This window comes from Gordonia sp. 852002-50816_SCH5313054-c (assembly GCF_001665925.1).
In the GTDB taxonomy this organism is placed as follows: domain Bacteria; phylum Actinomycetota; class Actinomycetes; order Mycobacteriales; family Mycobacteriaceae; genus Gordonia; species Gordonia jacobaea.
In genome coordinates this window covers 1-23,527 of sequence record NZ_LZTE01000019.1, presented here as the reverse complement: position 1 = coordinate 23,527, position 23,527 = coordinate 1, and the positions used below count along the sequence as shown (strand labels likewise).

The 23,527-nt window shown below is 64.7% G+C and carries 20 protein-coding genes, 1 tRNA gene and 1 pseudogene; 13 read left to right on the top strand and 9 right to left on the bottom strand.

Features of this window, described 5'->3' with window-relative positions; all coding sequences use genetic code 11:
* Nucleotides 1-5: 5 nt before the first annotated feature.
* Entirely contained in the window at nt 6-254 is a 249-nt protein-coding gene (locus A5788_RS01290; protein WP_049698988.1) for a DUF2630 family protein, read from the bottom strand.
* Between the two features lie 43 nt (nt 255-297).
* A complete protein-coding gene (locus tag A5788_RS01285; RefSeq protein ID WP_049698987.1) occupies nt 298-621 on the bottom strand; it encodes a histone-like nucleoid-structuring protein Lsr2 in 324 nt (107 codons plus the stop codon).
* Nucleotides 622-1,594: 973 nt separating this feature from the next.
* On the opposite strand from A5788_RS01285, the gene A5788_RS01280 reads away from it, so the two are divergent.
* Nucleotides 1,595-3,130, top strand: a complete 1,536-nt coding sequence (locus tag A5788_RS01280) for an HNH endonuclease signature motif containing protein (protein WP_064870564.1) — start codon at nt 1,595-1,597, stop codon at nt 3,128-3,130.
* 1,513 nt (nt 3,131-4,643) lie between these two features.
* Here A5788_RS01280 and A5788_RS23990 read toward each other — a convergent pair.
* Nucleotides 4,644-5,093 (bottom strand): HNH endonuclease signature motif containing protein, encoded by a 450-nt coding sequence (locus tag A5788_RS23990; RefSeq protein WP_197494601.1) that lies wholly within the window; start codon nt 5,091-5,093, stop codon nt 4,644-4,646.
* 129 nt (nt 5,094-5,222) lie between these two features.
* Between A5788_RS23990 and A5788_RS01270 the strand changes: the two genes are divergently transcribed.
* Together A5788_RS01270 and A5788_RS01265 are read left to right on the top strand one after the other, a co-directional pair.
* Entirely contained in the window at nt 5,223-5,963 is a 741-nt protein-coding gene (locus tag A5788_RS01270) for a hypothetical protein (protein WP_156525422.1), read from the top strand.
* 32 nt (nt 5,964-5,995) lie between these two features.
* Nucleotides 5,996-6,508: a hypothetical protein gene (locus A5788_RS01265; RefSeq protein WP_064870555.1), complete on the top strand. Its 513-nt coding sequence runs from the start codon at nt 5,996-5,998 to the stop codon at nt 6,506-6,508.
* A gap of 184 nt (nt 6,509-6,692) precedes the next feature.
* Here A5788_RS01265 and A5788_RS01260 read toward each other — a convergent pair whose 3' ends face one another.
* Nucleotides 6,693-7,835 (bottom strand): tyrosine-type recombinase/integrase, encoded by a 1,143-nt coding sequence (locus A5788_RS01260; RefSeq protein ID WP_156525421.1) that lies wholly within the window; start codon nt 7,833-7,835, stop codon nt 6,693-6,695.
* Nucleotides 7,828-8,445: a hypothetical protein gene (locus A5788_RS01255; protein WP_064870553.1), complete on the bottom strand. Its 618-nt coding sequence runs from the start codon at nt 8,443-8,445 to the stop codon at nt 7,828-7,830. The genes A5788_RS01260 and A5788_RS01255 overlap by 8 nt, the downstream gene beginning before the upstream one ends.
* A gap of 43 nt (nt 8,446-8,488) precedes the next feature.
* On the opposite strand from A5788_RS01255, the gene A5788_RS24545 reads away from it, so the two are divergent.
* The 5 genes from A5788_RS24545 (at nt 8,489) to A5788_RS01230 (ending at nt 12,048) form a co-directional block, all read left to right on the top strand.
* Complete coding sequence (locus tag A5788_RS24545; RefSeq protein ID WP_064870562.1) at nt 8,489-8,677, top strand: helix-turn-helix domain-containing protein; 189 nt, start codon at nt 8,489-8,491, stop codon at nt 8,675-8,677.
* A 56-nt stretch (nt 8,678-8,733) separates the two neighbouring features.
* Nucleotides 8,734-9,585: a hypothetical protein gene (locus A5788_RS01245; RefSeq protein ID WP_156525420.1), complete on the top strand. Its 852-nt coding sequence runs from the start codon at nt 8,734-8,736 to the stop codon at nt 9,583-9,585.
* Nucleotides 9,582-9,785: a hypothetical protein gene (locus tag A5788_RS01240; protein ID WP_064870551.1), complete on the top strand. Its 204-nt coding sequence runs from the start codon at nt 9,582-9,584 to the stop codon at nt 9,783-9,785. The genes A5788_RS01245 and A5788_RS01240 overlap by 4 nt, the downstream gene beginning before the upstream one ends.
* A 101-nt stretch (nt 9,786-9,886) precedes the next feature.
* Complete coding sequence (locus A5788_RS01235; protein ID WP_064870550.1) at nt 9,887-11,578, top strand: hypothetical protein; 1,692 nt, start codon at nt 9,887-9,889, stop codon at nt 11,576-11,578.
* Between the two features lie 131 nt (nt 11,579-11,709).
* Nucleotides 11,710-12,048 carry a hypothetical protein gene (locus A5788_RS01230; RefSeq protein WP_064870549.1) on the top strand — a complete coding sequence of 113 codons (339 nt, stop codon included), beginning with the start codon at nt 11,710-11,712 and terminating at the stop codon, nt 12,046-12,048.
* Between the two features lie 454 nt (nt 12,049-12,502).
* Here A5788_RS01230 and A5788_RS01220 read toward each other — a convergent pair.
* From A5788_RS01220 to A5788_RS01210, 3 genes are all read right to left on the bottom strand, one after another.
* A tRNA-Met gene (locus tag A5788_RS01220) sits at nt 12,503-12,576 on the bottom strand.
* A gap of 132 nt (nt 12,577-12,708) precedes the next feature.
* A complete protein-coding gene (locus A5788_RS01215) occupies nt 12,709-13,959 on the bottom strand; it encodes an MCE family protein (protein WP_064870561.1) in 1,251 nt (416 codons plus the stop codon).
* Nucleotides 13,960-14,202: 243 nt separating this feature from the next.
* Nucleotides 14,203-17,178: a UPF0182 family protein gene (locus tag A5788_RS01210; RefSeq protein WP_049698984.1), complete on the bottom strand. Its 2,976-nt coding sequence runs from the start codon at nt 17,176-17,178 to the stop codon at nt 14,203-14,205.
* A 213-nt stretch (nt 17,179-17,391) separates the two neighbouring features.
* Between A5788_RS01210 and A5788_RS01205 the strand changes: the two genes are divergently transcribed.
* On the top strand, nt 17,392-18,006 hold the full coding sequence (locus tag A5788_RS01205) for a PPA1309 family protein (RefSeq protein ID WP_064870560.1): 615 nt from the start codon (nt 17,392-17,394) through the stop codon (nt 18,004-18,006).
* Between the two features lie 23 nt (nt 18,007-18,029).
* Here the strand turns inward: A5788_RS01205 and A5788_RS01200 are convergent, their stop codons facing one another.
* The gene (locus A5788_RS01200) at nt 18,030-19,067 is read right to left on the bottom strand and encodes a YlbL family protein (RefSeq protein WP_064870559.1); all 1,038 of its coding nucleotides are present in this window, start codon (nt 19,065-19,067) and stop codon (nt 18,030-18,032) included.
* A gap of 180 nt (nt 19,068-19,247) precedes the next feature.
* Between A5788_RS01200 and A5788_RS01195 the strand changes: the two genes are divergently transcribed.
* The 4 genes and pseudogenes from A5788_RS01195 to A5788_RS01180 all read left to right on the top strand — a co-directional run.
* Nucleotides 19,248-20,720, top strand: a complete 1,473-nt coding sequence (locus A5788_RS01195; RefSeq protein WP_064870547.1) for a zinc-dependent metalloprotease — start codon at nt 19,248-19,250, stop codon at nt 20,718-20,720.
* 100 nt (nt 20,721-20,820) lie between these two features.
* The gene (locus A5788_RS01190; protein WP_064870546.1) at nt 20,821-21,771 is read left to right on the top strand and encodes a hypothetical protein; all 951 of its coding nucleotides are present in this window, start codon (nt 20,821-20,823) and stop codon (nt 21,769-21,771) included.
* A 73-nt stretch (nt 21,772-21,844) separates the two neighbouring features.
* A complete protein-coding gene (locus tag A5788_RS01185) occupies nt 21,845-23,161 on the top strand; it encodes an ABC1 kinase family protein (protein ID WP_064870545.1) in 1,317 nt (438 codons plus the stop codon).
* Between the two features lie 98 nt (nt 23,162-23,259).
* A pseudogene (locus A5788_RS01180) lies at nt 23,260-23,527 on the top strand (HNH endonuclease); the annotation flags it as partial.

The following is a 23,527-nucleotide window of genomic DNA, read 5'->3' as shown; positions in this document are numbered from 1 at the left end:
CGCGCTCAGTCCAGGTACTTCTCGACAACGTCGGCAGGCCTTGTTGCCGCGGCGTCGGGGTCCTGGCCGGCGTCACGTTTGGCCTGACGCTGCCGCAACAGGTCCCAGGCCTGATCGAGAGATACCTCGATCTTCGACAGGCGCGCGTTCTCCTCGTCCGGCGTGATGTCGCCGCGCCCCACTTTGGCACGAAGTTCGTGCTCCTCGGCGATGAGGTCGTTGATGTGTTCGTGGATTTGCTTGTCGGTCGCCATGACCCCCACGTTAGTCCCGACGATGCGCCACGAGCCGCAAATATCAGACCGCAGCCTCAAATGCCGCCACGATCTCTGACGAGATGCGACCGCGGTTGCTGATCTCATAACCGTTCTCGCGCGCCCACGCTCGGATCGCCTGCGTGCGCGGATGCGCCCGCTTGGAGGGTCGCTCGTTGCCCGAACCATTCGCAACGCGAGAAACTGCAAGATACTTCTGAAGAGATTGTGCGAATTCCTTCGCATGCGCAGGTGACGTGTCGAACTCGTACTGTTTTCCGTTCAGACCAAAAACAACGGTCACCGCTTCGTCCAATTCAGAACCGTCGAGATCGTCGACGAACCTGACTATCTTCTTTGTCGCCATAGTGGCGGTCCCCTCCCTCGTATTACGCCGGAACCCGACAACCCCGGCGGCACCCGTGACTCGACGCAACCCTTTAGTGACGAGCATCACTACACCAGGTCAGTGCACGGTGTTCGCACACGTCACGCTGCCGACCGCACGGTTCACCCCCCGGACGGACCGTGCGCCCGTTGCCCCTACAACTCACAGCACACGCATTGTCATCGAATCGGAATGAGTATATCGAATCTCCGATTGAAGGTGCCCATCAACGCGTCGGATTGTCGAATTCACATAAAGCCAAAGTGTGCCGCTCACATCGCAAAGTGAAAAATCGACGTGAGCCTAAGACTGCCACCACCGGCCGCTCCGGTGTCTAGTAAATCGGGTGTTGTTCATCTGCATCCACTGCGGGGAGGTGTGATGACAGCAATCTATTCCGACGCTGCGGCCCGCCACCAAGTCGCCGCAAATCGAGAAGCTGCCACCCGACGACGTCCCCCGAGATGCTCACGCTGGTCGAACTGACACGGGCCCGGGCCCTTCCTTCGACGCACCATCGAGTTGGGCTGCCGGCCGGGGTCGCCCTCAGTTCTGTTCGTACACTGCCGATTCCGGGGTGGACGGGCTGCTTCAGAACGTACAGCCCTACGGCTCCGAGCGTGTCTCAAAGATCACGTGGCAACGGAACCTGAACATCCCGCACCCGTGGTGACGCTCGGCCCCGCGTCGCGCGATCATGACGCCGCACACGGCGCGGCGTCGGCCACCGATGCGAACTCGATTGCTGCTCAACAACAGTCGTCCGGCGGGTCGACGTGGTGGAAGGTCGTCGCCGTGGCCAGCCTGGTGATCGGCTGGTGGGGCGCGGGGTGCGCCGAAAAAAGTCATCCACAGATTCCTCCGGCCCGGCCGCTGCCGTGCCGGTTTTGTCGGTACCCCTTCGTACACTTGTGCCCATGAGTTCGATCGCCGCGGAGGGGAGGTGATTCAGATGTCCAGTGTGTTGACGTTCACCGATCCGGATGCCGACGCCGCCACGATCAGATCCATGTCGCGAGATGAGCTCACCGAGACCGGCCGGGAGTTGTTGCGCGAGTCCCGCAAGCACGAGGCCCGGACGGTCCTGGCGGGCGCGGCACTGGCTGAGCAGGTGTATCGCGAGCACCTCGCCGGTCGGTCCGAGACCAGTGTGTGGGGTTCGGTGATCGAGCATGCCGAGAAACTCGGGCGGGCCGAAGTCTCTCTGCAATTCGGTGTCTCTCGAAGCAAGGCCGGGAGTTGGGTGGCGTTGGCGGATCTACTCGAGAAATTCCCGCTCATCCGCGCCGCCTATCTGAACGGCGACTACTCCACCAACCGGATCTCGATCATGGCGCGCGCCGCCCAACGTGGTGGAGACATCGATCCCGACTACATCGAGGGTGATGACTCGGAGACGTCGTTCGAAGAGATCGTCTTGGACTACGGGTCCCGCGCCACCACCGACCCGGTGCTATCCCAACAGCTCGACGCCGCGTTGATTTCGATGAGCCCCGACAGTGTCACCGAGGAACGCGACACCATTTCCGAGTTGGTGGGTGACGTCACCATCACCGCAGAGGTTGCGGGCCACTCCAACCTGGATGCGGTCATCCCCGCCCACTATGGGGTGTTCCTCAAATCGCAGATCGACGCGCTGATCGATGAACGCACCTGCCGCAAAGATCCCCGTCGGCTCGGGTTACTGCGGGTGATCGCGCTCGGGGAGATCACCGGTGTACCGGGAGCGCACCTCACCTGCGACTGCGGCCTCGACACCTGCTCGAAGGGCAGCGGGGCAATCAACAGCGGATCGGCAGAAACTCTCGCCGACGCCGAGGACGCGCAAGCAGAGGACGCACTGCCACCCGAACCCACCGATGCGGTGGGTTCGGTCGCCGAACCCGAGGTTCCCGACGCGCCTACCCCGACCGAGGTGCCGGTCCCATTCGGACGAGCCCTGGTGATGCCCGATGCACCCGTGTTGACAGTGCTCATAGACCCCGACGGTGTGCTTGTACCCCGGTTGCAGGGATACGGGCCGATTGATCCCACTTATGCGACCACCCTCGCCGACGTCGCGAAGACCATTCACTACCCCCAATCCGTACGTGCCGCCGGACCACTCATCCCGCAGATCTCCGACCGACCCCAAGCACCACCCGCCGATCCGACCGGCCACGGTTCTCACACCGTGCCACCACCTGGGGCATTGACCTATGCACCCAGCGCCACGTTGCGCGCCGAGGTGCTCGCCAATGACGCCTGGTGCCGATACCCGTTCTGCGGCATGCCCTCTCACCTGTGCGACCTCGACCACTGGCGACCTTTCAACCACACCGACCCCGAGGCCGGCGGCTGGACGGTACTCGACGACCTCATCCCACTGTGCCGGGCCGATCACCAGCGGAAACATCTTGGAGAGTGGGTACCGACGCTCCACACCGACCGCAGGGTGGAATGGCGTAGTCGGCGCAGCGGCCAGGTGATCGTCACCTACCCGCGGTGACATGGTTTCGCGATGGCAGAGAACCAAATGGCACAAATGAATCCGGCCCCGCCGAGACGATTTGCGTCGTCCCGGCGGGGCCGGTTCCTAGTAGCGGGGACAGGATTTGAACCTGCGACCTCTGGGTTACCGATGCCACTATCGGCCAACCTCGACCGAACCTAACCCGACCAGCGACAACCGCGAAACCGAACCCGCAACGTTTCGCAGTAACCCGCAACGTTCCGCATCGTTTCCGCCCCGTAACCGCCCCGCATTCTCGCCGCCGGGCGTCTCTCGAACTCTCAACGTCTGCCCGCCCTCGAAGGTCCGCAAAACCGAATAGGCGACGCCGATGTTCGTCCTGACCCGTTCACGACGAACATCCGTTTGGCCGACCGCCCGCCGACCGATGTTCGTCCTGACCCGTTCACGACGAACATCCGTTTGGCCGACCGCCCGCCGACGAAAATAGGCGACGCCCCGCCGATGGTTCGGCGGGGCGTCGTCGTGTTCGGTTGTGCTAGTTGGTGAGCCAACCGAGTACGGCCCGCACCGCGCACAACGCCACCTAGCAGACCTCGGACTCACCTACGGGCCGCAACCGAATAGACGCCGCCCAACGCCACCGCCGACAATCTCAGCGCGGCGTTACCGCATAATGCCGCACTGAGGATAACGACGCCCCGCCGAGATTGTCGGCGGGGCGTCGTCGTTGTGGCCGAACGACCACCGACCGAGGGGCAACAACCAACCGCATCTGCTCACCCTCCGAGGGGCAACACCAACCGCATCTGCTCACCCTCCGAGGGGCAACACCAACCGCATCTGCTCACCCTCAACTGTTGCTCGAACAGCTCGCGCGGTGTTCTGTGCCCTGCCCTCTGTCCCCGTCCCCGTCCCTGGCTCTGGCCCTGGCCCTGGTCGGTGACTTGACAGGCCGGTTACGCTTAGAGCAAGGACTCGCTCGCGAGGCCGTATTATGCGGCAAAGCGAAGGAAAAAAGAATCTCTATCTATTCCTTGTTGTGTCGCCGCTGCGCGGCGACCGCGCGCCACGCGCGGGGTGTTGGTCGCCTTGCGACCATAATCGTTGCGCCGCAACGTGGTTGGATTCGCAACGTGTGAATGTTGTTGCGTGCCAACGATTCTCACGTTACATGCGTGGCTTTTTTCGAGTGGCGACCTGCCAGCCGCCCCCCGCGCCGGTCGCTTTGATTTCCCCGGTAGGCTATTTTCACGCGGGGTGAAACATAAAGTGGCACAACCGGATTCGAGCCGTTCTGGCGTGATGAACCCGAATAGATAACGGGCGCAACGGATTTCGCAGATTATGGGATGATTCGAGACGGTCTACGCTGGTTGTGTTTGTGCTGGTCAAGGCACGTATTTGAGAACGCGTGTTTTTCCGGCGGGTCTGGTTGGTGTTCGCGGCTGGCGGTTGTCGTTGTGGTCGCCGGAAAGATTGCTGGGGATGCGCGCTGGTTTGGGTTCGGGGCTGGTTGCGTCGGCGGCTTGCGGTGTCCCGGCGGGTTTTATGTGCCGAACCAATTCCGTGATGGCTGGCGGTTGCGGCGGTCGCGGGTGCCGTTGTCCTGCTGCTCGGCGCGTACTTGCCGGACGAACTCAACTAGTGGCCGGTCGCCTCGGCGTGAGTTGCACGACCCGCACATCGGTCGGCAGTTGTCGAGTCTGGTCGGTGAGCCGCCTTGGCTTAGCGGCGTCACGTGGTCGACGGTTGTCGCCGTCGCGCCGCACGCGATGCACTCCGGCCCGTAGTGTGCGACGGTCTCGCGGAACATGCGCGGCTGTACGCCCCGCCACACGCGCCGGGCCTCGATCAGCGCCTCGGGGTCGATGGTGCGCCGTGTGGGCCGTTGTGGTGGCGTTGAGCGGGCCGCGCGGGCCATTGCCGCCTCGGTCCCGGCGTCGCTGATGATTTTCATACGTCCCCGGCGTCGTGTTCCGCCTGCGCGTTGTGGCATGTGGTGATCGTATGCGCCGGAATCGCCCGCGGCTTGCTACAAAGGTCGATACAATCGGCGGCTATGGGTCGTCGCGTCAAAGGTGGTCCGTCCGCCTCCGATATTGGCCGGTCTCTCGATGCTGAGCTGGTGGGCCACACCCGCCGGATCGCCGCCGCCCGGTCGTCGGTGTTGGCGGCGGTCGGGTCTGCTGCCGATTTCGTTGATGGTGTCGAGACCCATGCAACGCGGCGTCTCGTGCATCTCGATTCGGCCCCTGATCCCCACGCGTCGGCGTTGGGTGACGCCGTGGTGCAGCGATTCGCCCGCACAACCGAAGCGCACCGCACCGACACCGCTGGTCGGGTCCGTCCGCGCCCCAACCTGTCAACGTTCGCAGTCGGTGTTGCTGCCAGCACCCGCGCTGATCGTGAACCGTCCACGGTTGCCGACTTCCGGCGTCGGCGGGCGTTCTCGGTTCCTGAGTTGGTCGATGGCGAACATGAACTACTCGGGCAGGTGCTCGAACTAGGCGCACATCTCGAAGCGCGACTAGAACATGCCCGTCGTGTTGCTCTCTCGGCCCCTCGGTTGTCCTCGACCGCCCCGACGTCATCGCTCGATGACGCCCGCCGCTACGTCTCCGACGCCGAAGGCCGGGCCGGGCGCTACGTGTCGTCGGTCTCTGGCGCGTTGGGGCCGCTGGCCTCGGTAGCCGGTGCAATCATCGGTCTCGCCGCCCCGGTCGCACAGATCGCCCACGACCGCCTCGATGCCCACTACGCCGACACCGGTTCCCCACACTCGCCCGACGCCCTGGTCTGCGCGTTCGAGGATTGGGCCTCAATGGTCTCGTGTTGCGAGGGCGTCGTTAGCGCGTCCCGAATATGAACCGCCGTAATCCATTTCGAGAGACTGAGACGATGCCGCCCCGATTCGATCACGCCCCGTCGCTATCCAAGCAAACCATTCCCGGCGCGCCGATCCCGGTCGGCGCTCTCGGCCCGCGACGGTCCTACGCTCCCGCCGCCGTCGGTGTCGTCGTCCATCCCGGCGGTGCAGTAGATGAACGGCTCATCGTCGGGCCGACCGCCCCGGCCCTCGATGCGTTCCAGCGGGTGCAGATCGGCGCGCAACTGTGGGCGTTGAGCCTCGACGCCGGTAGTAATCAGCTCAACCCGACCGTGACCGGGTACGCCGCCGCGACCAGCGGCGGCGGTCTGCGGTTCCACGGTCGCATCCTGATCGTCGGTGATCCTGTGGCACCGGCGGGACCGTCGCCGTTCCAACGCCGCCAACTCTCCCGCTACGCCTCGGTGATTGCCGACCTCATCGCCCGCCACGCCCTCGATCCCGCATCCCTGCCACCGGTGCCGACCGCCCCGACGACCGGCTCGGGCCTGCCGACCGGATGGACCGGCCCGCGCCCGTCCTAGCGATTCGCGTCAGTCGCTCGGCCCCTTGGGCACTCGAACCCAACGGATCGAAACCTGTTGCCGCACTGCGATTCTCAAGAACTGTAACGTGTTCTACCTGATGTGCCACCGACCGTCGGGCCGTTGACCTGCGGTTATCCGACTGCCTGGCGGGCGTTATGTCCGATTCGGTTTGCAACGTGTTCTAGTCGCCGAACGTGTCGAGTACGGTTCGCGAGTCCGGCGCGGTTCCAGTCCTGGCGACGTAGAACCTGGCGGTCGTGGTGTCGTCGCCGTGCCCTAGCTGCTGTGCTGCTAGGCGAAGGTCACCGAGACCGCCCTCGGCAAGCAAGGTCGCGACGGTCTTACGCAACGTGTGCGGGGTGACCCAACCGAACCCGGCGCGGTCGCGGGCGGCGCGGAACTGATCGCGAAAGTTCGTAGGATCGCGAAGCGTGCCGACCGAACTCGGGAACACAAACAGGGCGTCATCGTCGGCGCGCACCTGGCGTTCGAGAAGTACGCCGACAACGAACCTCGGCAATGCCAGCCGCCGCCGCCCGGTCTGAGTCTTGGTGTGTTCCTGGCGGATCAACCCGACCCCGGTTTCTCGCACCACGGTTCCGGTGATGACCACGTGTGGCACTTCGGCGAGAAGGTCGACCTCGGTCCATCGGATCGCCAACACTTCGCCGATCCTGGCCCCGGTGCCGAGCATCATGTCGACCACATCGGGCACGTCGGCGCGCATCGCCTTGCGGTCGGCGCGTAGGGCACCACGAAACCGGCGTGCCTCATCGACGGTCAACGCCCGCACCGGTGGGCGTCGCGGGGCCGGTGTCGAGACGTCGCGAACAACGTTGCGCGGGGCCGCGCCGTGTCGGGCGGCGGTGCCCATGATGCCGCTGAGGCAGGTTCTGGCGAGCTTCGCAGTAGCCGGGCCGACCCGCTCGAACAGCTCTTTGATGAACCGTTCCAACGCCGCGACGGTCGCCTCACGTACCCGCAACTGCCCGACGCCGGGCGTGATGTGCAGCGCGACAACCTCGGCATAGCGTCGTTTGGTGTTGATCGCCCGGCCCGACGCCTCGACGTCTGCCAGCCATACCGCCGCCACGACCGATAGCCGGGTGTCCGCGCGTATGTCCTCACGCGTCGGCGTCGCCCGCTCCCCAAGGGATTTACGCAACCGCCGTTCGGCCTCGGCCCCGCTCTTACCGCGCGCCGACACCTTGCGGGTGATGCCGTCGAAGTCGCGAAACCGTGCCCGCGCAATCCAATATCCTTGCGGCGCTTTCGACCTCGTGATGGTTCCCCACGTGCCGACCGCAAGCGGTGCTCTAGGCAATGTTCACTTTGCCCTTAGCGGCGGCGGTCTCGGCCCAATACTGCGCGGTCGACTTGTTGACGCCGAAGAAGTCACCGACGAACCCGTTGCGAGACAATCCCCGGGCCAAGGCATATTCGGCGACCGCCCCGACCGCCGAACTCCCCAACTCTGAACCGGGGCCAGCCTTGCGGACGATCTCGTCGGTTCCTGGCGCTGCGACTGGTAGCTCGCCGCTCATGTCGGGCGCGGGCAATCCCAAGTGGGAGAAGATCGCCGTCAGCGGCACGTTGGGTTCATCGAACCGGATCGTGACCGGCGCATCCCAACGTCCGCGCCGTTCGGTGTGGGCGATGGCGCGCGCCGCGACGTCGATCAGCCTCCCGACGCGTATCGCGGCGAGTGCCCGGATTCGCAGATGCGGTTGTCCCTCACCGGCGATGAGGTCGACGCGCCGTAGCTGATGTTTCTTACCGTCGTTGTCCAAGCGAAGGCGCAACGTGTGGTCGTCTAGCTCGAACTCGACCGTGATCGGGTTCGGCGGTTCCAGCTCGTCGTGGTGCAACGGTTCCCCGGTCTCGGTGACGAACCGGATTCGGTATTCCTCGGCATTGTCGGCAGGTGTGTTCACGGATCGCATCCTATTCGTCGGCATCCGTGTACTGTATCGCTTTATGTCACGTGAACACGAAGTAATGACGACGGGTGAGGTTGCCGCGTACCTGCGGGTACCGGTGGCGACACTGTACCGCTGGCGGTCGACAGGTTCGGGGCCTCCGGCCTATTCGGTCGGTCGGCACCTGCGGTTCCGTCGTGTCGACGTCGATGCGTGGCTCATCTCCCAACCCGACCGTAGTTCCTGAAGGGTGTAATTCCGTTGTCTCTCAATCCATTTCGACCCTCGAAGGGAAACCGTCTCATGTCCTCACCTACCGTGACCGCCCTCGATCCCGACCAGCTCGCCCCGGTCGTGCGTGACCTGCCCGCCGGGCACGACGCACCCGAACCGGCCCCCGATTGGGGTCTCGTGTCGATGCCGCGAACCTACGTCCACAGTCTCGCGCCCTGGCGAGTCGCCGGGTTCCTCACGATGCTCTACCGAACCGTGGTGCCCTCGGCGTCTGATCTGGCCGCGGGCCGGGTAGCGGCGCTGATCGTGGTCCGAGACCTCTACGCCCCGACCTGGCTTGTCGAGAACTACGATGCTCTCGGCGTCCGCCGGTCGGCGTTGTCACAGATGGTCGAACCGAAAACCGGTCTGCTGCTGCGCGGTTGGGGGACTGATCTAGTTCCGCCGGGCACCGCCTCGACCGCCGTCCGTGAGAAGTTCCTCACCGACACCGAACCCGGCTCGGCGGCATGGGCCGCCCACGACGGCGACAAGCTCACCGACCACTACGCCGCCCTCACCTGCGCCCAAGGCGTCTATGACCGCCGACATAACCACAACCGGCGCATCGGTCGTTCCTGTGACCTGTGCGGGCTGGCCCCCGTCGGCGTGAGTGCATCGTGGGCCGCGCGTGAGCGTCACCCGCTCGAAGGGTTGCCCGGCATCTCCGATATTGCCGTCAAGGTCTGCGGGTTGTGCGCCGAAACGATCCGCGCCGCCGCCGTAGAACGCCTGGCCGCTCGCCGCGACAACGACGCTATCGCCGCCCGCGTGGGTGAACTGCTCGACGCCGCCGACCTGCCGCTACCTGCCGCCGATGAGGTTCGCCGACTCGATGAGACCGGCCCCGCCCGCCTCGGCGAGATTGGTGTTGTCGCATGAGTGATCCCGCCGCCGATCCTGCCGATGTGGTCGGGGTGCTACTTGAATCGCTGGCCGCTGGCGACCCGCTAGTGAGCTGTAGTGCCTGCGGTCGTCGTTCCGTGCTCTCTCGACGTCTCGACGTCGCATATCACCTCGACCAGACGCCGAACCGTTGGTGCATGTGGGTGAACCACGGCGATCCGCGCCCGTTCGCATGAAAACAGATAGGCCACCGGGTGCCGTCCCGGTGGCCTATCTCGCGGGGGACCGAACCGAATCGGCCCCCGCCACTACTCAATCACTCGAAAGTGAGGCCAGTATGGCACACAACACGACCGCCCTCGACCGGGTACGCGAAGCGTTCACCAAGGCCGGGCGCACCTGGCAACCGGTGAGTGACACCGTGGGCCTGGTCGACCTCGAAGGAAAACCGGGGTTCGCCCGGTTTACTCAGATACCCGGCCACGTGCTCGCACACGTCGAGTCGACCCTCGGCCCCGACGTTGATCCCGCCGCCCCGGTCGCTTTCGTCCTGGCCTCGGTCGGGTTGACCCCGCGTGATCTGTTCGACAACCGCCGAAGCGTCACCTACGTCTACCCCGACCGCACAGTTCCCCGCTACGTCGGCAAGGCCGCCGGGTCGTTCATCCCGAAGTACAACGCCGCCCACGTCGACGGCGACCCGAACCCGCTCTACAACCGAGACGCCCTCACCGCCGACCCCGGCGCACTGGTCTACGTCACCGAAGGCGAAAAGGATTGCGACGCAATCACTTCGCAATGGGGTTCGCTGGCGACGACCGCCCCTCACGGTGCGAACTCACCGCACCGCGCCGACTGGTCACCGCTGGCCGGGCACCCGGTCGTCATCGTTGCCGACAACGACACCGCCGGGAACAACTACGCCCGCGACGTATGGGGTCTGGCCCTGGCCGCTGGCGCGGTCTCGGTGTCGGTAGTCCACGCCGCCTACGGCAAGGACGCCGCCGACCACATCGCCGCCGGTCTGGTCGACTCCGACCTAGTGGACGTCGACCCCTCGACCGTCGGCGTCGACACCGGACACCACGACAGTGATGCCCTCAAACTCGATGACGACGACGCTCTCGATGCCGAAACCGCCGCAGAGCTAGACCAGCTCGCCGCCGAAGTGTTCTGGTCGTCCTCGCCCGCCCTCGACCACATACGCCGTTGCGCTCTCGCTCAATCGGCATCGCCGTATGCAACGCTGCTCGCGGTCCTGGCGCGGTTGTCCTCGGTTCTCGATCCCGGCATCCGGTTACCGGCCATTGTCGGCGGGCGTACACCGCCGCTGAATATCTTCGCCGCCATTGTGGGCGATTCTGGCGGCGGTAAGGGTGTTGCCACGTCCACCGCCGAAGGCCGGGTTGTGTTCGTCAACGCCGGATCACGCACCCGCCGCGACCCGACGCTGATGCCGATTCCCACCGGCGAAGGGCTGGCGCGGTTCTTCGCCGGTGACATGCCCAAGCCTGCCAAGGGTGATGAGACCGCCGGTGTCCGCCAACCTCGGGATCGCGGGTTCATTGCCGTCGATGAGGTAGAAACGTTCGTTGCTCGCGGGTCTCGGCAAGGTGCAACGCTGCTCCCGACGTTGCGGTCGGCGTTCAACTCCGGTGTTCTCGGGTCACAGAACGCCGACACGTCATCGTCGGTGACCGTGCCCGCCGGAACATACACCCTCGGCATGATTGTCGAGTGCCAGCCTGAAAAGCTCGGGCCACTGCTCAACGACCCCGGCGGCACCGCCCAACGGTTCCTGTGGGCGTACGGCGAAGATGAGACGATGCCACCGGTCGATGAGGTCGGCGGTAACGGCTCGGTCCCGCCGCTGGAAGTCCCTATCCCTTGGGTACTCGATGACCGCGACCCCGCCGACCGCGACGGCACACCTGCGGCAAGTTCATCGCGCTACCCGATGAGGTCGGCGGCGACCTCGGTATTGTCCGCACATCGTTCTACGCCCGTGTCTCGAAGCGTGAACCGATAAGCGACCCGCTCGACACCTACCGCAACGAACTGCGCTTACGTGTCGGGTATCTGCTCGCCGTCCTCGACGGTCGCGGCGCACAGTTCGCCCTCACACTCGATGATTGGGACCGCGCCGGGTACGTCCTCGACATGTCCAAGCGCACCCGCGACGGGCTACTCGCCGCCGCCAAGGATGCCGAACGCCGCGCGAACATCGCCCGCGCCCAAGCTGCCATCGAACGCGCCGACTACGCCGCAGAGACCGAGACCGACAAGCAGGATCGCATTGTCGACAGGCTGCTCGCCGTGCTGGCCGACAATCGCGAAGGCTTGCCGCGCGGCAAGCTGCTACGCCGTTTTAGCTCGCGCAACCGCAAGCGTGCCGCCGAAGTCCTCGACAACCTCATTGGTTCCGGCGAACTCGTCACGATCCAAGCGGTCGGCGCGGGGTCGCCGGGCGTTCTCGTGAGCCTCCCGCCGAAGCTGTAACAAGGTGGGCCAAGGTGGGCCGGGCTTAGAGACCAAACCAACCGAGTTAGGAGACCCTACATGTCGACATATAGTGCCCTACCTGCGGGAACGCTTAACCCGCCGCCGCCCGCCTGTGATCTGCGCCACACTCCGCGATTTGGGGTATCGGCGTGTCGTGCATCGGCGTGTCGCGGTCGTCGTCATGGTCGCCGGTAGACGTCGGGTGCATCTGGCGCGGGATGCCGACGGTGAACTCATCGTGTGCCGTGACTGTGGTGTCCCGTTCGCTGATGACGCCGTGCCGCCGTATCCGCCGCGCGTCTGCGTTCGGTGTGTGGCCGATGAGAACGCCCGCCGTCGCTTGCCCTAGTGCACACCGCAAAGCGTCCCGTTTTCGCCCCGTTGGGGCTGAGAAGTATTCCGGCCCGCTACCTTGGCGATTGTCTCGCCGCTGGTAGCGGGCCGGTTCTCGTAGCGGGGACAGGATTTGAACCTGCGACCTCTGGGTTATGAGCCCAGCGAGCTACCGAGCTGCTCCACCCCGCGTTGGTGAACACCACGTTACAGGTGCGTTCGGCGCAGATGCAAATCCATTGCGCCACCCCTGCTGAACTGCGGCGATGCGTCGAAAAGTGGGGTCGACGTGCGTGGTGGTGACCGACGACACATTTGCCCGAATCACCCCGCCGACCGCACGCCCATCAGACCCGCGAGTTGTTGAGCGAGTGGGTTCAGATTCAGCTTGTCGGGGTCCTTCTTCGGCGTCGAGTCCCACGGCTGCGGGGTGTCAGGGTTGGCGGTCGAGACTCGTTGTGCGCCACGGACGGCCGTCGGGTTACCGAAGGGCGCTGTGCAGCGCGCCTCGGTGTTGAACGGGAACTCGTCGTAGTTGATGTCGAAGTTCGGCTTCTCACGTCGAACACGCGCGAGCATCGCGTCGGTCGACTCGTAGCCCTGCGTGCACGCCGGCGGGTTATTGGTCTCCAGGACGACGCCGAAGTGGATCTGACCGTCGCCCGGCGCCGTCGTATGCCCCTGCGCCGACAGCAGACTGAGCATCGCGAAGGTGTTTCCGATGTTGTAGCCCGCGGGCTCGATGGTGCGCGCAACCTCGGAGAGTTGCCCGACCACCTTGCCGATGTCGCCACCGTTGCGCTGGATGAGTGTGGAGATCTGCGTGGCCGAAGTCGTTCCCGTTGTCAGCAGTCTGCGCAGATCGGGGTCCGACGATGCGAGCGTCGCGGTGATCAGATCAAGGCTGCGCGACCAAGCCAGGATCTGATCCGACTGCACCGCTTGCGTCGCGAGCACGGAGTCTGCCGAATTGATCAGCGAGATCGCCTGCGGCAGTGAGTCAACCCCGGCGCGCGAGAGCTTGCCCAGTGAGTCGACGAGCCGTGTGAGGTTATCCGCCTGTCCGTTGAACGCCGCGCCGAGCTGGGTGATGACGGTGTGCAGATCGTCGATCGGAATCGACGAGGTGAAGTCGAGCGCCGACGACACGACGTCTTCGATCGGCGGCGGGACGGAAGTCTTGGTGATGACCGATCCGTCGTGCAGGAATGGTCCGGACCCCGACTGCGGGCGCAGATCGACATACTGCTCACCGATAGCCGACCGATTCGCCACCACGGCAACCGAATTCGCGGGAATGTCGGGCCCGGAGGATTCGAGGATCAGCGGCACGGTGACCCCGTCCGACCTGAGCGCCAGTGTGCCGACGCGACCGACGGGGACCCCCATATAGGTGACCTCGGCGTTGGTGAAGATGCCGCCGGACTCCGGTAGATGAGCGTCGACCGTGTAGATCCCCACGCCGACAACACGATTGAGATGCACGTAGCGAATGCCTGCGAAGATCGACACCACAAGCCCTGCGATGATCAGCACAGCGATCTGGATTCGAGCGAGCCGACTCAGCGGTGGCATCTTCCCCGACCTCCCCAACGAACAATCGGCACCCGGCGAATCGAGCACTCGCGATTGTCACATTAGCCATCGGCATCGACGATGCTTGCATCGTGAAGGACCGATGTGATGGTCCCGTGAAACACGGTATTCAGTGCACCAGAGCACATTTGGGCGCACGATGAGACCGGCAAGACAGGACCCACAACGAAACTCGGCGTCGGACCGCTATGGTCCGACGCCGAGAATCACCGTTGCTTGAGGTCAGTTACCCGCGGGCAGTGACTCGTACTGCTGCACAGCCTTGTTCAGCCGGTCGAGCGCCTCGCCGTAGGCGGTGAAGTCGCCCTTGGTCTGCGCATCCTTGAGCTGGCCGAGTGCAGCACCGATCTCCTTCACCGCGGCCTCACGCTGAGGTGACGAAGGGCCCTGCTGGGTCGGTTGTGTCGGCTGCGCGATCGGCTGTTGGCCATCGTTGCCGACATCGACCGGCCCGTTCTCGGGTGTCGTCGCCTGGGCGGGCGAGATGCCCACCTGCTTGAGCGCCTCGGCCACCGTCGCCGCGTAGCCCACGCGGGCCTCGTCGCTGGCCGCGTTGAAGTAGACCAGCACGCGGTAGAGCTTCGGTATCGCGGAGTCGTCGGTCTTCGACTGCGTGTACATCGGCTCCATGTAGAGCACGCCGTTCTGTCCCACCGGAAGGGTGAGCAGATTGCCGTAGGTGACCTTGGTGGTGTCCTCGACCTGTTTTCGGTCGGATGCCACGGGTCCGGCGCTCTTCATGTTTTCTTGTGCCTGCTGCGGTCCGACGGTCTGCTTGGTCGTCGGCAGCGTCTTGACGGTGATCTTGCCGTAGTCGTCGGGGTCCGACGACGCCGTCATGTACGCCGAGAGGAATCGGCTGTTGAAGCCGTTCATCACGGTCGTCAACTGGAACTCGGCCTGCGGCCCACGCGGCGAGGCCGCGGTGAAGTAGTACGGCGGCTGGCTCAGGCCCTGCTGGGTCGCGTCATCCTTTGTCGGGTCGTTCGGGATCGACCAGAAGTCGTTGCTGCGGAAGAACGTTCCCGGGTCCGACACGTGGTAGCGCGACAACAGCGCACGCTGGATCTTGAACAGATCCTCGGGGTAGCGCACGTGCTGCTTGAGATCTTCCTGCTTGTCGAAGTCGCTGCGCGGCTTGACCGTTCCGGGGAAGACCTTCATCCAGGTCTTGAGTACCGGGTCGTTCTGGTCAACCTCGTACAGGGTCACCTTGCCGGTGTAGGCGTCGACGGTCGCTTTCACCGAGTTGCGCACGTACGACACCTGCTTGTTGACCTGCGTCCTGCCGGTCTGTCCGCGGTTGAGCTCCTGGGCGTCGGTCGTCGCATCCTGCAGCGAGGTCTTCTGCGCGTACGGGTACGTCGCAAGGGTGGTGTAGCCGTCGACGATCCACTTGATCGACCCGTCGGCCATCACCGACGGATAGGTCTTGGAGTCCACGGTGAGCCACGGTGCGACCTTCTTGACGCGGTCGCGGGGGTCACGGTTGTAGATGATCTTCGAGTTGGAGTTGATCGCGTTCGACAGCAGGATGTTGCGTTCGGTGTACTTGACCGAATAGAGGATCCGGTTGAACCAGTTGCCAAGTGAGACACCCGAATCGGCACTGTAGGTGTAGTTCTTGCCGTCGAGGTCGTACTCGCGGTCGCCTTCTGTGGAGCCGACGATCGCGTAGTCGGGATCAACCTTGGCGATCAGCTCGCCGAAGTAGATGCGCGGCTGGCTCACCTTGATCGGAGCATTGGCCTTGTAGTCTTCTGTCTGGTAATTCTCCAGGTCGCTCACCGCGAACACCGGCAGACCACCACGATCACTCTCGGCATCCGACGACGCTTCGTCGACGGTGTTCGCCTGCGCGGCAATGAATCCGTTGCCGTGTGTGAAGACGGTGTGCTTGTTGATCCAGTTCTGCTGGTTGGCGTCGAACTTGCTGGGATCGAGTTCGCGTGCGGCGACGATGAAATCGCGCTGCTGACCGTCGACGGTGTAGCGGTCGACGGCGAGCTGCGTCGGGAATCCGTAGAAGTTCTTGAGTTTTTGACGCTGGGTGAATGCGGGCTCGATCACGTTGGGATCGAGGACGCGGATGTTCGACAGCGTTGCGCTGTCATTGTTGACCGCGACAGGATCGGCCGGTTGTTGTGTCCAATTGCGTTGATATTCGACGTTGGTCCCGTCGACGAGGCCGTACGCCTGTTTCGTCGCATCCATATTGCGTTGGATGTATTCGAGTTCTTTCTGGGCCGCGTTCGGCTTGACCGAGAACTGCTCCATTGCCAGCGGCCAACCGACGCCCATGACAAGCGCGGTGAACAACATCAGCACGGTCGCGAGCGCAGGGACACGCAGATCGCGCATCACGGCGCCCGCAAAGAATGCGACGGCACAGATGATCGCGACGACCATGAGGATCAGTTTCGACGGCAACACCGCGTTGATGTCGGTGTAGCTCGCGCCGGTGAAGATCTCCTGCTTGCGCTGACTCGACAACAGCGAATATCGATCGAACCAATACGACACCGCCTTGAGCACCAAGAAGGTTCCCGCGAGGACTGCCAACTGAATACGCGCGGCGTTGGTGATCGAGTTGCCTCCGCCACCGAGACGAATGCCGCCGAAGAGGTAGTGGGTGATCAGGCTCGCGAAGAAGGAGATCACCACGACCACGAACAGGATGTTGAGCACGAACCGATAGAACGGGAGGTCGAAGGCGTAGAACCCGACGTCGAGGCCGAACTGTGCGTCGCGTTGCCCGAATTCGGTTCCGTGCAGGAAGGTTTGCACCGTGGCCCACGACCCCTGCGCGACGAGCGCGAAGATCAGTCCGATGAGGATCGGCGGGATGATCGCGTACCAGCGGATGTGGCCCATGATCGAGGCCCGGTACCGGGCCAGTGGGTCATTCGGACCGCTCGCGGGCACGAAAACCGGACGCGACCGATAAGCCAGCGCAACGGCTCCGAAGATCAGACCGCCGGCGAGAACGCCGACGATCAGGAAGAGCGCGATGCGTGTCCAGACGATCGTGGAGAACACCTCGGTGTATCCGACGTCGGACATCCACAGCCAGTCGGTGATGATGCTGACGAGCCGTGGCCCCACCAACAACACCACGAGGATGGCGACACCCACCCCGATGGCAATCTTGCTTCTGCGCGACAGTGTCGGCATGCCCGCCGGCCCGCGTACGCCCACTAACCCACTCTCCCAGTGCCATCGTTCTCGGTGCGATCGTTGTTCTCAGCGCGATCATTGCAGGGCGTACCCGGTTCGGTCATTTCGGACATCTCCGGGGCTGCCGCACCTCACAGCGCGATCGTGGCATTCACTGTACTGTCCTCGCGCGAGAGCCATCGGATCCCATGGTCCCGGTACGTCTTCGTGGCACACGAGGCAGTATTGACAGCCATGACCGACGAGCACACCGACCTCGGCCAGTTCTCCCCCGACGATCTCGGCCGCGCACTGCACGACATACTCGATCACGTCGAACTCGGCGGGTGGGGTCAGCCGCCGCAGTTGTTCGCTCTGGTGCCGACGAGTCTGATCGCCGAGCAGAATCCGGGCCTGGTCGCCGAGGACGACGATTCCGCGCTTAGTCCCGTCGCGCAGGAGCCACTCGAGGTCTCCGCGGGCGACGAACCGTACGCACAGCTCGAGGAGTTCTTGGCGACGGCGACGTGGAGCCCGCCGGTGGAAGGCGTGGCGCTGGTTCTGGAGATCGTCGTGTTGCCGCCGGATGCCGAAGGCGACCTCGACTCCGCATTCGAACCACTCCTCGCCGATCCCGCCGCGAGCGAGTCCGCAGCGCGCGCCGCGGCCCGCAAACATCCGTCGGCCCGCACAGCACGCCTGGCCGTCGGCGCCCTGCGCGGTGGAAAAACGCTGTCGCTGATGCGGTTACAGCCCGCCCCCGACGACGATCCCGACGCGCCGATGGAATTGCTCACGCATCCAGAACTGGCATCGACGCTGCAGTCGGCGTTAGCTGCCACGCTCGACGACCGCGAGGCGCAGGGGTAGAACTCAGCGGGGTCGACGCCGGATCAGCAGTGGGGTGCGTCCTTGCCCGCGCGTACGTCGTCGAGTGCCGAGAGCGCGGAGTCGAGTGAGTTGACCTTGACCAGTTGCAAGCCGTCGGGAGCGTCGGACTTGGCTTCTGTGCAGTTGCGTTCCGGCACCAGGAAGACGGTGGCTCCTGCTTCGCGGGCGGCGAGGGTCTTGTGTGTGATCCCGCCGATGGGGCCAACTGTGCCGTCGTCGGTGATCGTCCCGGTGCCCGCGATGAACTTGCCGCCGGTCAGCTCGCCGGGCGAGAGGCGATCGATCACCGCGAGGGTCAGCATCAGACCCGCTGACGGTCCGCCGATGTCGCCGACGTTGTAGGAGATCTTCAGGTTGGGGTCAGCGTTGACCACATCCGGGGTGAGTCCGATGTAGGCGACGTCGTTGTCGTCGGGACGAGCGGCTGTGGTGACCGTCACGGTTTGTTTGGTGCCTGCGCGATCGATCTCGATCGGGATCTGCGCACCCGGCTTCTGCTTGCGTACGGCCGACTGCACGTCCTCCGAGGTCGACACCGCCGCCCCGCCGACCGACAGGATCTGATCGCCCTGCCGAAGCACCTTCGACGACGGTCCGTCTGCGGCGACGGAGTCGACGATCAGCTTGGTCGGACGGTCGAGATGGCGCAGCGCAGCTGCGGTCGCGGTGCTCTCCGACCCGGTCATCTGCTGCTGGTTCTGTTCCTGAACCTGCTGCGTCGTCTGATCGGGCGGGAAGATCTGCTCACGGGGCTGCACGGTGTAGCGGCCCGAGACCCACAGACGGATCGAGTCGAACAGGGTGAGGCCGTCGCTGACCGACACCGTCGTGAGATTGAGGTTTCCGTTCGTCGGGTCGACGGGGGTACCGGTGATGTCGACGACGGGCTTGTCGTCGAGCTTGCCCAGCGTGTTGACGGTCGGACCTGGTCCGAGGGCGACGAAGGGCACCTGCACCGTTGTGCCGACGACGATGAGAATGAGTAGGAGCAGCGTCGTCACTGCGATGGTGGCGATTCGGCGGGAATGCTGCCGCACCATCGTTGCGGGACCTGTCATTCCGCCCACCATAATCGACGCCGCGAGCGGGATATGCAGGCAGGCGCAAGCAGGCGCGCTTGAGTCGACGCCGCGCAGCGTCGAAGATCATTGAGCGAACTACGCTCAAGGCGAACGGCTCGCAGGTCACCCACGGTCGACTCGGACGGTACCGTGGAACCCATGAGTGATTTGCCCTTCGGTTTCTCCCCGTCCGGCGACGGTGACGACAACAACCGCGACAAGAACCGCGACGACAAGGGCAGCGGTGCGTCCGGCGGCGCCTCTGGTGGCGGCGACTCCGCACAGAACCCGTTCGGCTTCGCGCTCGGCGGTGAGTCCCTCGACCCTGCGGCACTCGGCCAGGTGTTCAGCCAGCTCGGGAGCATGCTCAGCGGGATGGGTTCGGGGACCTTCGGATTCGGTGGTCAGGGCAAGGGATCGGGGCCGGTCAACTACGACCTCGCGTCGAATCTCGCCCGCCAGCAGATCGGGAACTTCACCCCAGTCCTGGAGCGGGAGACGAACGCCGTCACCGACGCTGTGCGTCTCGCCGACGTCTGGCTCGACGACGCGACCACACTTCCCAGTGGCGTCAGCAAGTCTGTCGCGTGGACCCCGGTGCAGTGGCTCGAGGAGACCATGCCGACGTGGAAGCGCCTCTGCGATCCCGTCGCCCAACAGCTTTCGCGTACCTGGGAGCAGAATCTGCCTCCCGAGGCAGCGCAGTTCGCTGGCCCGATGATGGGCATGCTGACCCAGATGAGCGGCATGGCCTTCGGCACCCAGCTCGGTCAGGGACTCGGCCAACTGGCCAAGGAGGTTCTCACCTCCACCGATATCGGTCTGCCCCTCGCACCCGAGGGTGAGGCCGTGCTGCTCCCCGAGGCGATCGCGGCGTTCGCCGAAGGACTCGAGCAGCCGGCACAGGAGATCGTCGTCTTCCTCGCCGCACGTGAGGCTGCACATCTGCGCCTCTTCACGCATGTGCCGTGGCTGCGTCAGCGTCTGTTCGCGACGGTCGAGGAGTACGCGCGTGGCATCACCGTCGATTTCAGCGGCATCACCGACCTCACCGCGAACATCGATCCGGCGCAGTTGTTCTCCGATCCGTCGAAGCTCGAGGAGCTGATGAGTTCGTCGGCGTCGTTCGAGCCCACGACGACTCCCGAGCAGAAGGCTGCGCTGAGCAGGCTTGAGACTCTGCTCGCCCTCGTCGAGGGTTGGGTGGAACAGGTTGTGTCACAAGCACTTTCTGATCGAATCCCGAGCACGGCCGCGCTCACCGAGACCATGCGTCGACGTCGCGCGTCCGGCGGTCCCGCCGAGCAGACGTTCGCGACGCTCGTCGGACTCGAGCTGCGTCCCCGTAAGGTGCGCGAGGCGTCGGCCCTGTGGCGCCAACTCGCCGAGGCCAGCGACATCAACAATCGCGACGGCGTCTGGGCGCATCCCGATCTGATGCCCGACGCCGACGACCTCGACAATCCCGCGGGCTTCATCGACCGCGTCATCGGCGGGGACGTGGGCGGCATCGACGAGGCGATCGCCGAACTGGAGCGCACGCTCGCCGAAGAGGCAGCGAAAGACTCCGGCGACGAGCCCGAGTCCGACGGCGAGTCCGGCGATGACAAGAAGGACGACGGCAACGCCTGACGTCCTCGACATCTGTGCATGAAGGCCGGCGCGCTGCGTCGGCTGTGGATAACGTCGCGCTGCTCGGCACGCGCCCCGATTCTGCTGGCAGAGTTGCCGCATGGCGCGACGTGCACGTGAACTGCTGACACCTACGGCGGCCGCCCCTCAGTCGATTGCAGTTGAGTCGGATGAGTCTCTGCCGGTTGTCATTCCGGGCACCGTCGTGGTCATCCGTCCGGGAAATCGGCTGCAGATCGGTAGTGGCCCCGACAGCGGCATCGTGGTCGAACTCGACCGCGAGGTGTCGGCGCGGCAACTCGCGAATCTACTCGTGAAGCTCGAGAGTCCACAGCGAATGTCCGATGTCACGACCGATCTCGCCGCGACAGGCCTGACGCCCGACGACCTGTCCACCCTGCTCGAACATCTGGTCGCGGCGGGCCGTGCGTTGCAGGGACTTGCGGCGTCGCCTCGGCGTATCGACGACCGGCTGCGTCGCATCCGCGTCCACGGCTCGGGGCCATTGGGCTCGCATCTCGCGACGTCCCTGGCCGACTCGGGTTTCTCCGTCACGCGGTCGAGCGGACGGCCGTCGCCCGAGCATCCGGTGTCGGGGTGGCCGACGGATCTGGTGGTGCTCACCGACTACCTCGTGCACGACACAATGCTCGTCTCCGGCCTCATGGACGCGGGACGGCCTCATCTTCAGGTGCGGATGCGTGACGGGGTCGGGATCGTCGGACCGTTGGTGCTGCCGGGACTCACGAGCTGCCTGTCGTGCATCGACCTACATCGCGCTGACCGTGACCCCGAGTGGCCGATCGTCGCGGCGCAGTTGGTGCGGGTCTCCGGTCACGGCCGGCCCGCCACGGTTCGGGCGACCGCCGCCCTTGCCCATGAGCACATCGAGCAACTGTCCGTGGCGATCTGCGCACCCCTGGGCGCGCGACCACCCGAGCTGTTCGGGCGCACCGTCGAACTTCATTCCGAGCCGACGACGAGGATCGTCACCAAAACGTGGGTTCCGCATCCGTTGTGCCGGTGCCAATACGACGTCGCCGCCGGGTGATGGGGCTTGATGGCTGAGGCCGATCCTCAGGTCGGTCCTCTATCCTGTGATGGGGAAAGGACACCACAAAACCATGACCGACATCACACGCGGGCAGCATCGTCGCAACGCACGGTTGGCGACGCTACCCATCGGTATGGCAGGTCGAGCGGCCGCCGGCTTCGGCAAACGGATGGTCGGAAAAGACAAGGACGAGGTCAACCAGGAGCTCCTGGAGAAGGCCGCCGATCAGTTGTTCTCGGTGCTCGGTGAGCTCAAGGGCGGCGCGATGAAGGTCGGCCAGGCCATGTCGATCATGGAGGCCGCGATCCCCGACGAGTTCGGCGAACCCTTCCGTGAAGCACTCACCAAACTGCAGGCCGAGGCTCCCCCGCTACCCGCGCCGAAGGTCCACAAGGTTCTCGACCAACAACTCGGCACCAAGTGGCGTCAGCGTTTCCGCGAATTCTCCGACGAGCCCGCGGCATCGGCGAGCATCGGTCAGGTCCACAAGGGCGTCTGGTCCGACGGCCGCGAAGTGGCCGTCAAGGTGCAGTATCCCGGCGCCGACCACGCGTTGAAGGCCGACCTCAAGACGCTGTCGAGGATGTCGGGACTGCTGCAGAAACTCTCGCCCGGGACCGACGTCAAAGCGATGATGGACGAACTCATCGACCGCACAGAGGCCGAACTCGACTATCTCGGCGAGGCCGACAACCAGCGCGCCTTCGCGAAGGCATTCGACGGCGACTCCGATTTCGTCATCCCGAAGGTCATCGCGAGCGCGCCCAAGGTGGTCGTGTCGGAGTGGCTCGACGGCACACCACTGTCGAAAATCATCACCTCCGGCGATCAGGCCACCCGCAACGAGGCCGCCGCACGCATGGCGACGTTCGAGGTGAGCTCGCCGTTCCGCGTCGGACTGCTGCACGGCGACCCGCATCCGGGCAACTTCTTCATTACCGACGACGGTCGCTTCGGCGTACTCGACTTCGGCGCCGTCGGCCACTACCCCAACGGTCTACCTCCCGAAACCGGTCCCATCCTGCGACTCGCTCGTGACAAGCAGTACGACGAGCTGACCGAGGAGATGATCAAGGCAGGCTTCATCCTGCGGTCCCGCGCCGACCGGGTCAGCCCCACCGACATCGAGGCCTACCTGAAGCCCTACGTCGATCCGCTCTACACCGAGTCATTCCACTTCACCCGCAAGTGGCTCCAACGCGCCGCGGGCAAGGCAACCGACGTGCGGGGCGACGTGTACAAGACATCGCGAAACCTCAACGTGCCCAAGCAGTATGTGATGGTGTTCCGTGTCCTCGCGGGCTGCGTCGGCATCGCCTCGCAACTCGACGCCGAGGCTCCCTACCGGGCAATCATGGAGAAGTGGGTGCCGGGGCTCGCCGACTGAGTTTTCCGCGTGTCCGAATTGTCGTACCCACCCTGTAGCGTTGTTGTCAGATCGAACACATAAGCGATCGACGACATAGCGGCGAAAAGGGGGTGGCCATGACCGACATCATCGACAACATAAACGGCGACCACGTCCCGACGTCACCGTCCCCTGATTCGCCCCTGTCGTTCACCGCCGCTGACCTCGACACCATCGGCCACCTCTCCGGCGTCGAACTCAACGACGTCGCCCGCACCACCCAACGGCTGGCACGCCAAGCCGAAGCACGCACCGCACTTCTCGCCTACCGCATCGGCGAATCGATCGCCGACGACATGCTCGTCGTCGCCGCCACCCGACCGCACACCCACCACGCCGTCGACA